The sequence below is a fragment of the Streptococcus sp. FDAARGOS_192 genome (assembly GCF_002073815.2).
GTDB classification, from domain to species: Bacteria; Bacillota; Bacilli; order Lactobacillales; family Streptococcaceae; genus Streptococcus; species Streptococcus salivarius_H.
The window spans coordinates 456,060-470,151 of sequence record NZ_CP020431.2 but is presented as its reverse complement, the minus strand read 5'-3'; the positions used below and the strand labels follow the sequence as shown (position 1 = coordinate 470,151).

At 38.9% G+C, this 14,092-nt stretch carries 4 protein-coding genes and 4 pseudogenes; 2 read left to right on the top strand and 6 right to left on the bottom strand.

Annotated elements, in window-relative coordinates; translation table 11 throughout:
* Nucleotides 1-196 precede the first annotated feature (196 nt).
* The 3 genes and pseudogenes from A6J31_RS03365 to A6J31_RS03355 form a co-directional block, all read right to left on the bottom strand.
* Nucleotides 197-1,366 (bottom strand): annotated as a pseudogene (locus A6J31_RS03365) (FtsW/RodA/SpoVE family cell cycle protein); the annotation flags it as partial.
* Between the two features lie 140 nt (nt 1,367-1,506).
* The gene (locus tag A6J31_RS03360; protein ID WP_080610442.1) at nt 1,507-6,306 is read right to left on the bottom strand and encodes a glycoside hydrolase family 70 protein; all 4,800 of its coding nucleotides are present in this window, start codon (nt 6,304-6,306) and stop codon (nt 1,507-1,509) included.
* A 208-nt stretch (nt 6,307-6,514) separates the two neighbouring features.
* Nucleotides 6,515-6,938 (bottom strand): annotated as a pseudogene (locus A6J31_RS03355) (transposase).
* Nucleotides 6,939-7,069: 131 nt separating this feature from the next.
* Here A6J31_RS03355 and A6J31_RS03345 point away from each other — a divergent pair.
* Complete coding sequence (locus A6J31_RS03345) at nt 7,070-7,333, top strand: SemiSWEET family transporter (RefSeq protein WP_064521289.1); 264 nt, start codon at nt 7,070-7,072, stop codon at nt 7,331-7,333.
* Between the two features lie 96 nt (nt 7,334-7,429).
* Here the strand turns inward: A6J31_RS03345 and A6J31_RS03340 are convergent, their stop codons facing one another.
* Entirely contained in the window at nt 7,430-7,978 is a 549-nt protein-coding gene (locus tag A6J31_RS03340) for a DNA-3-methyladenine glycosylase I (RefSeq protein ID WP_064521287.1), read from the bottom strand.
* A gap of 7 nt (nt 7,979-7,985) precedes the next feature.
* Nucleotides 7,986-8,108 (bottom strand): annotated as a pseudogene (locus tag A6J31_RS03335) (Holliday junction branch migration protein RuvA); the annotation flags it as partial.
* On the opposite strand from A6J31_RS03335, the pseudogene A6J31_RS03330 reads away from it, so the two are divergent.
* Nucleotides 8,093-9,223: pseudogene (locus A6J31_RS03330) on the top strand (ISL3 family transposase); the annotation flags it as partial. The pseudogenes A6J31_RS03335 and A6J31_RS03330 overlap by 16 nt on opposite strands.
* Nucleotides 9,224-9,333: 110 nt before the next feature.
* Here the strand turns inward: A6J31_RS03330 and A6J31_RS03325 are convergent.
* Nucleotides 9,334-13,887 carry a glycoside hydrolase family 70 protein gene (locus A6J31_RS03325; protein WP_080610441.1) on the bottom strand — a complete coding sequence of 1,518 codons (4,554 nt, stop codon included), beginning with the start codon at nt 13,885-13,887 and terminating at the stop codon, nt 9,334-9,336.
* Between the last annotated feature and the right edge of the window lie 205 nt (nt 13,888-14,092).

Here is a 14,092-nt window from a genome sequence, read left to right as displayed (position 1 = left end):
GCGTATTTTGAGAAATGGTTTGACGCATTTTCTCAGTGGCCTTATCAACCTTATCTTTAGCCTTTCCCAATTCTTGAGTGGCCATAGTAACACTCTTCGAAGGCTTGTTTTTCTTAGACTTACTCTTAGAAATAGGTTTCACTTGACTAGTTCCAGACGTACGCATACGGCGAGACATAGCCAAGAGAATTTTATTTTCCTCGTTGAGGTTAGTCTGATAAGCCATTGAAAGCACCAAACCAACACCAATCAAGTTAGAGATGAGCGATGATCCCCCTTGAGAAATAAAGGGCAAAGGAATACCTGTCAAAGGAAGAATCCCAACTGCTGCCCCAATATTTTCAAAAATATGGAAGACAATCATCATGATAAAACCTGTCGAAATAAAGGTATAGAAACGATTGTTAGATTTGAACGTCACTCGCAACATGCGGTAAATAAGGAAGAGATAGGTTAAAAGAACCAATCCACCACCTACCAAACCAAAATCTTCCGCAATAACTGTGAAAATCATATCACTCTCACGAACAGGTACGTTCAAATCCAGGTGATTAAAACCTTTACCGTAAATTCCACCAGTACCAATTGAAATCATGCCCTGTGTCTGTTGAAAGGCGATACCATCTGCATAGGTGAAGGGATCCAACCAAGCTGAGATACGGTTAATCTGGTAGGTTTGCACTCCCATCTTGAGCAAGGCTTCCTTACCCCAATCTGTGGTAAATACCATTACAAACAAGGCTAATCCTGTTGCAAAAGCTAGAACTACCGGCAAGATAATACGCCAGGATATCCCCGAGACCACTACAATACCGGCTAAAATAGCCAGAAAGACTAAGGCAGTCCCCATATCTCCTTGAAGAACCAGTAAACCTAAAACAGGGAGCGTGACTGCAACATATTGGAAGAGCAATAACCAGTCATCCTGAAGGTTGGTCACTTCCTTACCTTGCTTAGCCCAAACACCTATTCTCGATAGGAAAAGAATGTAGGATATCTTCATAAATTCTGATGGTTGGAAAAGGGTGACCGATCCAATACTGACCCAGTTTTTTGCCCCTGTCGAGGCCACCAAAGCAGGCGAATAGAAAACGAGAGGTAGAACCATAAGCCCCAGACCGAAAATATAGAGCCAGGGGGTTACCTTCCAAAGAAACTCTGTATTAAATAACATGACAACAAAAGCAAGTACTGAACCTAGAAAAATCCATAGTACTTGCTGAGACATGACTTGCACAAGATTCTTTGGGTAATCAAAACTTGTCGCGATAAATATCGAAACCAGGCCAACCAGTAGTAATATGAGAACTGGCAGGAGAATCGAGTAATCTATCCGACTTTCAATAGTATTTTTTGACTTAGCCATGTGTACTCCAAAATAAAGATTTAGCAAGAGTTATTATACCACTTTTTTGGCCAGACAAATGACCTGAATGTATAAAAGTTAGACAATTTTTTATGAAAAAAGCAACCACAAAAGTGATTGACTTCTTTCATTCATTAATCTTAATTTGACACGTAGCCTTTTCCTTGAGCGTTGAAGTATACCCATTGCCCTGAAGGAATTTTAACCCAACGATTAATAGCCTTTTCCCCTGTATGAACATCATAGTAAGAGATTGAGCCATCAGGATTCGCAGCTGTTGCACCTTTCACTTGCTTACCAGTTTGGTCAAAGTAAAGGTTTTGGCCGTTGATCGTCTGTTCGCCAACAACAAGTTCACCCTTGGCATCAGCATAATACCAGTTGTTGTCTCCAGTAGTGAAGAAGGTTGAAACTAACTTATTACCAGTAGCTCCATGGTAGTATGAACGGCTGCCATTCGCATTTGTTGCAAAGTCACCTTTAACCTGTTTACCATCAGTAGCAAAGAAGAGTTTTTGACCGTTAATCACTTGAGCTCCTGTAACGACATTTCCCTTATCATCAGCATAATACCATCTATCATGACCGGTAGTGAAGAAGGTTGATACCAATTTATCACCAGTATTCCAATGGTAGAATGAACGACTACCGTCAGTGTTCATTACGAAGCCACCCTTAACTTGACGACCATTTGCATCAAAGTAGAGATGTTGACCATTGATGATCTGAGCACCTGTGACATTACGTCCATGTGAATCTGCATAGAACCAGTTGTTGTCCCCTGTAGTATAGAAGCCTGGTGTATGTGCCTTAGTCACAACACCCTTAGCATCGATATTAAAGGTTTGACCATTAACTACTAGTGATGTATCCACAAGTTTCACACCTGTAATGGCATCGTAGTATGAAGTCGTTCCATCAGGATTGTTCACGAACTCACCTTTAACTTGTTTACCTGACTCATCAAAGTAGAGCTCGTCACCATTGATGGTTTGCGCACCACGAAGAACATCACCTTCGTTATTTGCATAGTATGTAGCATCACCAACTTGGAAGAAGCGGTTCTTAAGTTGAACACCTTTTTCATTGAAGTAAAGGTTTTGTTTACCTACCTTAGTAAATCCAGTGGCAACATAGCCCTTATCATTAGCGTAGTACCAATTACCATCTTGTTCAAAGAAGCCTGAGTACTTACGTTCACCTGAATCGCCACAGAAGAACATCAAATGTCCATCTTTTGTAGGAATGAAGATACCTTTAGCTTGGTAACCATTGTCATAGAAGTATTTTTCCTTACCTTCTACTTCAGTCAAACCAGTAGCCATGATGCCACCCTTGAAGAAGTATTGGTAGAATTTCTCTTCCTTACCACTGTCATCTTTAACGGTAACTTCTTTCCAACCAGTTTGAGTCGTCAATTTACCTGACTTACCATAAACCAATGATTGACCTTTGGCATTTTTAATAACACCATCAGTAAACATAACACCATTTGGCAAGAAGAAATAGTTTGAACCGTCGATAGCTTGTTCACCAGTTACAAGGTAACCCTTATCGTTAAAGTAGTACTGTTTGCCATTATATGTCACAAATTGACTCTTAGCTTGAGTACCAGATGTTGTGTAATAAGTTACCCCTGTACCATCATAAGCAAATCCAGTTTTAGCTTTTGTATCACCAGTCAAGGCTGCTGGAAGGAAGGTACCTTTATCGTTAACGGTGAAGTACAATTTACCATCGCTGAGAACGTAGTCAGAACCATGTTTTTGGATATTTGTACCGTTAAAGTACTTAGCTTCCCATTGTTTAATCTTCACAGATGGATCAATTGTCTTACCTGACGCTTCCATAACTTCTTTGAAGATTTCTGGATAAAGTTTTTGAAGTTTGTCGAGGAAGGCACCACCATACTGTGCTTGGAAATCATTTCCTGATGACTTAGTATTTGTCACATAGAGTTTATTAACCAAGCTAGTATCATCAAGCACCTTACCATGTGTATCTGTACGAGTAGCTGTCACTACTTCTTTACCTGGGAGAGTATACAATTGGTCTGGAACCCAGTCAGCAATGACTTGAATACCTTGTTTGTGAAGAGCCTTGAGGGCATCACGAAGGTCTTCTTTTGAACCGTATTTATTGTTTTTGCTCATGGCAAAGTCATAACGGTCTGTGAAGGCATAACCATTTTCAATAATAGAATCAAGGAAAGTGCCATCTTTAGATGAGACATATTGAGGTGCAATTTCAAATGACGTAATGCCCCATGACTTGAAGAGGTCTGCATTAGCTGCAATCAATTTATTAGTATATTGACTGTCTTCTTTAACAAAGTCTTGGAAGTTTGAGAAACCTTCGTAAATCACTTGTGCTTCAAGGGCTGCAGAAGAGCTATAAACCTTATCCCCTTCTTTGTAGACTTTTGTTGATGGTTTAGCAAGAACGTTTTGATCTTCAGTCGCACCTACTGGTACCCAAACTGAAAGGTAACCACTCATATCAACAGTCTTAAAGCCTTTGATTTCATCAGCTGTGAAGACAAGATTTCCTTGTGCATCTGTGTATTTAACAATCTTAGTATCTGAATCATTCAATGAGGACACGATACCTTTATCCGTACCAAGCAAGAGTGGACGGTAGGCTTGGTTCTTGTGGGCTGCACCCATATTTACAGTAATTGTTTCACCATCTGCTAATTTCAAATCTGGGTTATTAGCAATGAGGGTCAACATACCAGAATTACGACCGTATTTTCCACCTTCTGTATCAGTCTTAGACATCAAATCTTGACCATAACGGACAGAAACCAAAACTTCTTTATTGTCTTTAGCAGACGATACGCCATCTCCAGCAAGATTGTGGATATAAGATGTTTGTCCACCAGCTACATATTTAGGACGCGCTTTAAGAAGAGTTGTGATTTGATCAAAGTATGGTGATTTCTTAGCCATGTACTGACCATTATCAGTATACAAGTCTCCATAATAAACACGTGTTGCTGCACCCATTGTTTGAAGCATCAAAGCATAAGCTCCAGGAATATTTGAATGCGTATATTCCTTATCCACTTTCAACATATCAGCATTATAAATGTCAAAAGCTTGTTTCAATTGATCTAATGTAAAAGTAAATCCATCTGTTGTAGGATCAATTTTTTTGCTGATAATGTCTGCGATAACCGTTTGAACTTCTGAGTCGTGTGCACGAACAAAGAGATAGGTTGCAAAACCAAGTTGATCATATGATGTAACTTCCGCACGGTTTGAAAGACCGAAATAACCACCGTTAATAAGGTCCTTCATTGATGCATTACGAGCACCTGTACCTTTATTAGTTACTGGACGAGTCAATCCATGAACAATAGACAAACGGAGACCATTATCCATAGAAAGGGCAGCTGTATTATGTTCGTCCACATAATATGGGTCGTTTTGAGACCAAGCTTCAAGAATTGAGATATTAGCAAGGGCACGTGCTTCAGACTCATTGACCTTGTAAGCAGCCTTCATGTATGAAGACACTAATTGAAGCATATCGATGCTGACATTGTCCACAGCATCAACACGGATACCATCAAAGTGAGCATCTTTGTCCTTGTCACCAAAGACGATTTGTCCCCAGTTCATGAAGTAATACAATTGGTTAAGCATTTCAGCTTGCACAATTGGGTTTGAGTTGTCGATATCGCTTGAAAGCAAGAACTCATAACCAGCATCACTACCACTCTTGATCTTATCGTTTGCCAAACGACTTGTTGCCGTTTGGTCAAGTTTACGGTAGTCTGAGTTAGCCCACTTCGTTAAATCACTATTAACAAAGAGGAGAGCCCCTTTTTGGAAGTGTTCTTTACCTGGAGATTCAGAGTTAATGTCCCATTTATCTTGGTCTTTAACAAAGGCCTCGATTGACTGACGCAACCAGTCTGTTGACTTATTAGCAGCAATCTTAACCTCAATCTTACGTTGAATGATTTGAGCAGCGGCATTCAAGCTAGCTTGAGAATTTTCAATCGTAAAGACATCTTTTGTTTCTTCACCATTGCTAAGAGCCTTAGTCATGTAGTTCAAGTAAGCTACTTGAGTATCCTTATCAGGCCACCAAGACATCAAAAGTGGGCGAAAATCTTTTTCAGTTGACGCTTTCCAAGTTGTTCCTGCTTCAAGGATTTCTTTTGGACGGTACCAACTATCAGCTGTCAAATAACCATCAACAAGTTCAAAGCTTGCTTTTGTTGAATCGTAGGCAGCATTGTTTTTAGTAAAATCAGTGACAAGATTTGTTGTTTCTTGTGTGAATGAATACGTTGATGTGCTTGAAAGGACACCATTCTCATCAAAATAAAGGACCTGACCATTTACAGTAATGGCAAAGTTTTTCTTATGTGATCCATCTTCTAAAAGATAGTAATATTTACCATCTTTTTCTTTTTTAATATTATCGAGTGAGACTGCAGCTTTAATTTCAGCTTCAGAAAGCTCTTTAGACTTCTCAGTCGTTGGAGCGGCTACTCCAGCATTTGCAGCTACTTCAGATGTTGTAGCTGTTTCTGGTTTAGCGGCTACTTCTGGCTTAGCAGTCGTTTCAGGTTTGGCTTCAACCTCTACTGCTGCAGCTCTATCACTAGTTGCTCCTGAATTTGGTTGAACTGTCGTTTCAGCTGGTTTATCAGCAGTAACTGCTGCTCGGTCTGTTGTTGTGGCATTTGAAGTATTTGCCACTTCAGTTGTTGCTCCTACCTCTTTTTCAACCACAGGATTTGTATTTTCCCCCACTGTAGTTGTTGAAGGTGATCCGTTAGAGTTATTTGTTTCTTCTGCAGAAGCGAGTGAAGTTGTGGTAACACTACCACCAACAATGGTAGCCAAAGCTGCTAAAGCAACAGCCAAAGTAACCCACTGCTTCTTCACTTTGTGCAGTTTATAGCGTACTTTATTTTCCATATTCAATTTTTCCCCAATATATTTTTTGTCTTAAAATCTACACCTTAAAGACTCATTTATTATATCATTTTTTAGCGCCAAACAAACTTGATAGATCTTATTTTAATGAGTTTTTTACTATCTTAATGATAGATTAAACAATTGTCATGTAATCGAATTGGATACTGTCAATAATTTTGTGTAAATACTCAAGTAGAGTTACGGAGTTTTAATCAAATAAGCTTTCAAGTGTGTCAGAACATTGGCCAAACTCTTTATGGATTCGTTGACTTTGGTTGAAATTATAATCTTCAAACAAAGTAACTAAGTAACGTTCCAGAGCATCCTCGTTAGGACCCCCCCTTCTTTTTCGTTTGACGTTTGATTTCTTTGTTGAGAGACTCAATGAGGTTTGTCGAATAAAGGCTGTGCCAAATCTGATAGGGAAACTGATAAAAAGTTAAAAGATTATCCGTATTCTCCAGATTTTCCATGACTTTACTATACTTTGGTTTCCATTCGGCGATAAAGTCCTCTAAAGCTTGCACTGCCATTTCTAAATTTTCAGCACGAATGGGAATAAATCTCTTTCTAGTAATGTGTTGCAACTCTACTATAACGGATTTATTCCTTTTTGTGTTTACACAACTTATTGCATACTACCCCCTGAAAAATATAAATATAGACATTTTAATCTATTTTGTACAGAAAATAACAACAAATGACTATATTCCTTGCCTATTTACAATTATTTTGATATTCTACAATCAGAGGTGAATATGATATGACAAAACAAAAAATTAATCGAATTGTAGGTTCCATTGGTGCTTTTATTGGAATTATAGTATTTGTTGCCTACATTCCTCAAATTATCGCCAATTTACAGGGATATAAAGCTCAACCATTTCAACCTTTATCAGCTGCTATATCTTGCTTAATCTGGGTTATTTATGGATGGACAAAAGAACCTAAAAAGGATTGGGTACTAATCATTCCAAATTCAGCTGGTGTTATTTTAGGTGGAATCACTTTTTTGACTTCATTTTAACAAATCTAATAGTATGTATAAAAAGCTGAGATGAGTTTCTCAGCTTTTTCTCTATTCTCAGATAATTAAACGCTGCACTCATTAACTTCCGCTTTTTCATTCACAATCATTCTCATGGTCATCAACTAGGCCTGCCGCCTGTAGAAAAGCTAAAACTGCGACTGGACCTGTAAACTTGAAGCCTCGTTTTTTGAGATCTTGAGATAACTTTTCAGACAAAGGTGTTTTAGCAGGTGCCTGGCGATAGTCAGGGACATCATTCACGATAGTTTTTCCCTCGACAAAAGACCAGAGGTAGGCATCAAAGGAACCGTAGGTTTTCTGGACTTGTAGAAATGCTTGAGAATTGGCACGCGTAGCAAAAATCTTGGATCGATTTCGAATGATGGCTGGATTGTCTAACAAGTCCTCCAACTCTGCATCCGTCATCTCCGAAACACCTTGGACTTGGTAGTTGTAAAATGATTCTCTGAAAGCTTGGTGCTTGTTGAGAACCGTTGCCCAAGAAAGACCGGCCTGATAAGTTTCCAAACAAAGTAACTCAAAAAGAGCACGGTCATCATGAAGGGGTTGGCCCCACCCTTCATCATGATAGGCTACATATAAAGGGTTATTCATTTTTACCCAACCACAACGTTTCGGCATATATTTTCTATTTCACCAACATCTTAAGGGCAGATTTGATATAGTTCTCAGCTGTATCCGTCGTTCCTTCGAAGAATTTCTTGATTTTCTTTAGCTCTGTTTCCTTGTAGTCTAGCACCACCATGCCCTCATTGCCAAGGAAAGATGATCAAATATGACTTTCAAAAATCTTCTAAAATTCCTCTCCTTGAACAAGCTGGAACTCCAACACTACTACGCTTGAAAAAATCGCTTCCAGTGTAAAAATTGTAGGAAAGTCATGGTAGCTGAGACATCAATCATTGAGAAAAACCACCAAATCTCCAACCTTGTCCGACAAAAGGTTGCTCAACTTCTAACTGAGAAGGTATCTCTAACGGATATTGCCAGAAGACTTCGTGTGTCGACGTCCACTGTCTATCGTAAGCTTAACCAGTTTACTTTCAAGGAGCATTATGACAAGCTCCCAGCTGTTATGTCTTGGGATGAGTTTGAGTTCAAGAAAGGTGAACTCGCTTTTGTGGCGCAAAACTATGAGACCAACAAACTCATAACCATCCTTGATAATCTCCGTCAAACCACTATTCGAAACCACTTTTTGAAGTATCCATTGAAGGTTCGCCAAAAAGTGCAGTTTATTACAATGGATATGTCAGGAGCCTATATCCCACTAGCTCGTAGACTTTTCCCAAACGCCGAAATCATTATTGATCGTTTCCACATCATCCAACACCTTGGTCGAGCCTTTTTGAAGACAAGAATTGCCATTATGAATCAGTTTGATAAGAAGTCACTACCCTACCAAGCCTTGAAAAATCACTGGAGACTCTTCCAAAAGGACAGCCGTAAGTTATCTTGTAAATCATTTCACTCGAAGACCTTTGCTCAAACCTTAAGTCCACATGAAGTCGTTAGGAAGACACTAGACTTTTCAGAAGAACTCGCTAATTATTATAACCTCTATCAGCTGTTGCTGTTTCACTTTCAAGAGAAGAGGGTAGATGAGTTTTTTGAGCTCATAGAGGAGAATGTAAGCAAGGTCAATCATTACTTCAAAACTGTCTTTAGGACCTTCCTTAAACACAAACCATACATCAAAAATGCGCTAGAAACACATTACTCAAATGCAAAATTGGAGGGGACCAATAAGCTTATCAAAGACATCAAACGTCTGGGCTTCGGTTTTAGAAACTTTATTAACTTTAGGAAGCGTGTTTTCATCACTCTGAACATACAAAAAGAGAAGACCTATCAGGTCCTCTCTAGATGTTAGCTTTTCGTCACCCACTACAGTTGACAAAAAGTCCAAAAGGTTTTCCTGATATAAAATAGACATGAAAAAAGAGAACCGAAGTTCTCCTTTTTATTTTATTCTATTAGTTTAACACTCTAGGTGGGTAAGCAATACCAGTCTTATCAAAGTAAACGTAGATTCCTGGTTGGATTTCTATCCATGTGCTGATGGCTTTCTTACCACTATCACCATAGTAATAGCTAATACGACCATTGCCAGCAGTTACCGTTTGTCCTTTTACTTGTTTACCATCTTTAGCGAAGTAATAGGTATCAGCACCGATTTTAACTTCACCAGTTACTGTCTTACCATTAGAACCAACATAATACCAATTGTTATCACCTGTTGTGAAGAATTCATTAGTCAAACGTTCACCTGTTGCAGCATCGTACTTGCTATAGGTACCATCTGCATTCTTAACAACGCCACCTTTAACTTGACTTCCATCTTCTTTAAAGTAGAGGTGTTGTCCATTGATAACTTGAGCACCTGTAACAGTCTTACCGTCAGCGCCTGCATAGTACCATACATTTCCATCAGTTGTGAAGAATTCGTTAGTAACTAATTCTCCAGAACCTTCTTTGTACTTACTATAAGTACCATCTGCATTCTTAACAACGCCACCTTTAACTTGACTTCCATCTTCATTAAAGTAAAGTTTTTGACCATTGATAACTTGAGCACCTGTAGCGGCAACACCATTTTCATCAAAGTGATACCATTTACCTTCAATGTTTCTCCAAGTGTTCTTGATAGCATTACCAGTGTGTGCGTCAAAGTAATAAGTTTTACCTTTAAAGGTTACTAATTTATCTTTAGCTTGGAAACCGTCTTCTCCAAAGTATTGTGTGAAGCCATCAATAACCGTAACACCTTTGGCCATGACACCTTCATTAGTGAAGTAACGGAATTTCACAACCTTAGACTCTTTACCGTCTTTAGTTTCAGTAACGTCAAATTTAGTGTAACCACCCTTGTACATTTGACCTTTAGAGTTATAAAGGTATGTATTACCATTAGCATCAACGTAGAAGGCATTGCTCAACATGATACCATTTGGCAAGAAACGATAAACGTCTTTACCATTTGGTGAATATTCACCATTGGTAACCATGTGACCACGCGCATCAAAGTAATAAGTATTACCATTGAAGGTTACAAAGGCAGACTTAGCTTGAGTACCACTTGTACCGAAGTAAGTAATTCCTTTACCGTCATTTGAGAATCCAGTAACAACCTTTTCATTGCCTGTCAATTGAAGAGGAATGAAGTCACCATCTTTAGTGACTGTGAAGTATTTACCAGTTGCTTCATCGCTAAGTACATAGCCAACACCACGTTCAAGAACGTTTGTTCCGTTGAAGTATTCAGCCTTCCATTGTTTCAATTTAACAGAATCATCAATTGGTTTACCAGTTGAGATCATGTTTACCTTGAACATTTCAGGGTATTTAGCTTTAAGCTCAGCCAAGAATTCACCACCGTATTTAGCTTGGTAATCTTTACCTGATGACTTAGTATTAGCTACATAAAGCGAGTGATCAATGATGGCATCCGCAATCTTACGTCCAGCACCATCAGTACGAGTCGCTGTTACGACTTCCTTACCTGGCAATTGGTAAATTTGGTCTGGAACCCAGTCAGCGATTGCTTGGATACCAGCTTTGTGAAGTGCCTTAAGAGCATCACGAAGGTCTTCTTTAGAACCGTATTTATTGTTCTTACTCATAGCAAGGTCATAACGGTCCGCAAAGGCATAACCATTTTGGATAACTGAGTCAAGGAAAGTACCATCATCAGCAGATACAAATTGAGGTGCCATTTCAAATGATGTTACGCCCCATGACTTGAACAAATCAACATTTTCAGCAATCTTACGGTTAGTATAAACTGAAGGATCTGAACCATCTGGGATAGTTTGGAAGTTAGAGAATCCTTCGTAGATCAATTGTGAATCATAAGCTTCAGTCGCTTTAAGAGTCAACTCTCCTTCTTTTTTAGCTTCTGTTGAAGGCGCTACTCGGATATCTTGATCATCTGAAGCTCCAACTGGAACCCAAACTGCTACGAAACCAGACATATCAAATGTTTCATAACCCTTAATGTCATTAGCACCGAAAGTCAAGACACCGTTGCTGTCTGTTTCTTTCACATAACCTGCTGCGATTGCATCTGCATCAGATGTAAAGTTCTTGATACCATCAGCTGTACCAACAATCAAAGCACGGTATTTTTGGTTGGCATGGATTTTACCCATTTCAACATTAAGTTTAGCTGATTGATCCAAAGTCAATTTTGGATTGTTAGCTACAAGTGTTACCTGACCAGATGTACGGCTGTATTTAGAACCTTCCGTATCATCAGCAGTCATGATGTCTTTACCATAACGTACTGAAGCGTAGACTTCATTTGTACGGTAGAGTTCAACATCTGAATTGTCCATCTTACCATCAGTTGGCAACCAGTATGAACGTTGTGCTTGTCCACCAGATACATACTTGATACGGCTCTTCATCAAGTTAACAATGGTATCGTAATATGGAGACTTAGTTTCCATGTAATTACCATTATCTGTATAAAGGTCTCCATAGTAGACACGAGTGATTGTTTCCATGTTTTGCAACATAACAGCGTATGCTGCTGGGATGTTGTTCAAGGTATATTTTTTGTCGCTGCTGAGCATGTCTTTGTTATAAATCTCAAAGGCTTTCTTCATTTCAGCATCAGTGATTGTGAAACCATCTGATTTTGGATTGATTTCTTTCTTGATGATTTCAGCAATAATATCTTGAACGTTGTTATCATGGGCACGGATAAAGACGTAGTTTCCTGACGCATCTCCGTATTTCTCGTTGTATTTACCGATTGTAGACTGTTTAACTGTTCCGTCTTCGTTATAGGCCTTGCTTCCATCTTTGTTAATCCAATCAGTCTTTTCATCACGTTGTGTCGTGTTGAAAGTATTGTTATACAAAGGACTTACAGCCGGTGTACGTTCTTTGATTGGTTTAGCCAATGAGAAGAGGAGAGCCAAACGTTGTTTGTTTTCCATAGCAAGCGCAGCGCCATCTGTCTTGTCATTGTAGTGGTTGTCATTAAGACTCCATGCTTCAAGGACTGAGATGTGAGCAAGAGCGTTTGCTTCAGATTTGTTAACACCATAGTACTCACGGAAGTAGTTTGTGTAGAGTTGAAGCATGTCTGCATCGACATTATCTACCGCGTCGACACGGATACCATCGAAGTTAGCATCCTTGTCACCCATAACGATTGAACCCCAGTTCATAAGGTAGTGGATTTGGTTCAATTGTTCCGCTTGAACAACTGGGTTTGACAAATCTACGTCATTAGCTAGCAAGAAGTCGAAACCGCCCATGTGGTTTGGATCTGACTGCTCATCAAGAACTGACTTATCAATTGTACCCTTTTGATTAGTAGCCGTATGGTTCAAAAGACGATAGTTAGAGTTAGCCCATGGTGTACGTGAATCATTTACATAAAGAAGGGCACCACCTTGAAGGTGATCTTCGCCGCCACCTTTAGAGTAGTTTTCAGTTTCTTTGTTCCATTGTGGTTGTGTCTTAACAAAGGCAGAGATAGTTTCACGCAACCATTGTGTTGATTTTTCAGCCTGAATCTTTTGCTCAATCTTGATTTGAATGTCCTTAGCAGCAACTTTCAAAGTTTCTTGCTTATCTGTACTTGAATATTTAGCATCCAAATTGAAGACTTTAGACATGTAGTTCAAGTAGTTAACTTGTGTATCTACATTTGGCCACCAAGCCATCAAAAGTGGACGGAAATCTTCTGCAGTTGATGCTTGCCAAGTTACACCATCTTTGATGATAGAAGCTGGACGGTACCAGCTATCTGCAGTCAAATAACCATCAATCAATTCAAAGCTAGCTTCAGATGAATCGTAGGCACGGTTATTTATTGAGAAACCATCAACAATATTTGTTGTTCCTGGTGTGAAAGAGTATGTTGATGAGCTTGTAAGGGCACCATCTTTACCGAAGTAAAGCAATTGACCATTTACAGTAATGGCAAAGTTTTCTTTGTGTGAACCATCTTCATTAACATAGTAATATTTACCATCAATGTTTTTGATGTTATTCAAAGAGAGAGCTGCCTCAACCTCTGAATCTTTCAAAGCAGCTTCTGGCGCTTTAACTTCTGTGTTTACAACTTCAGCCTTCACTGTTGCTGGTTGTTCTTCTGCTTTTTCAGTTGTAACAGCTGGTGCATCTGTTGTCACAACTGCTTCTTTATTTGGAACAGCTGCCACTGCTACATCAGAAGTTGTTGCTGTTGTAGCTGCTTCAGCTGTTGCTTGTGTGTTCGTTGTAGTTGCTGTTTCGACGGCATTTGTTTCTTTAGCAGGCGTTAAAACATCTGCTTCTTTTGTATTTGTACGTTTATCGACTTCTTTGGTTGCTTCTGTAGAAGTAACTAAATCGGCTGTTGTATCTAAATTTGGTTGAGTTACTATCTTATCTTGAGTTTCATCCGCTGAAACTGAAGATGTTGTTGCAGACAATCCTCCTACGACAGTAGCAAGTGCTGCAGAGGCAACTGCAATTGTGACCCATTGCTTCTTAACTTTATGAAGCTTATAGTGTACCTTATTTTCCATTATAATTTTCCCCGTGATTTTATTTGTCAAAATCAGACTGAAATCTATCCGATTTCAAACAATTACATTATATCATTATTTTCTAACTATTTCTCGAATTAATTGTTTTTTTATAAATTATATGTAACATAACAGCAACATTAGAAAAGTTTTGTAACACACCTATTTCATAGGCTTTCAATTCTCATTTTCATATCATTTGATA

Coding starts and splice junctions, on each gene's coding strand:
- A6J31_RS03360 (WP_080610442.1), bottom strand. CDS start 6,306: ATGGAAAATAAAGTACGCTATAAACTGCACAAAGTGAAGAAGCAGTGG.
- A6J31_RS03345 (WP_064521289.1), top strand. CDS start 7,070: ATGACAAAACAAAAAATTAATCGAATTGTAGGTTCCATTGGTGCTTTT.
- A6J31_RS03340 (WP_064521287.1), bottom strand. CDS start 7,978: ATGCCGAAACGTTGTGGTTGGGTAAAAATGAATAACCCTTTATATGTA.
- A6J31_RS03325 (WP_080610441.1), bottom strand. CDS start 13,887: ATGGAAAATAAGGTACACTATAAGCTTCATAAAGTTAAGAAGCAATGG.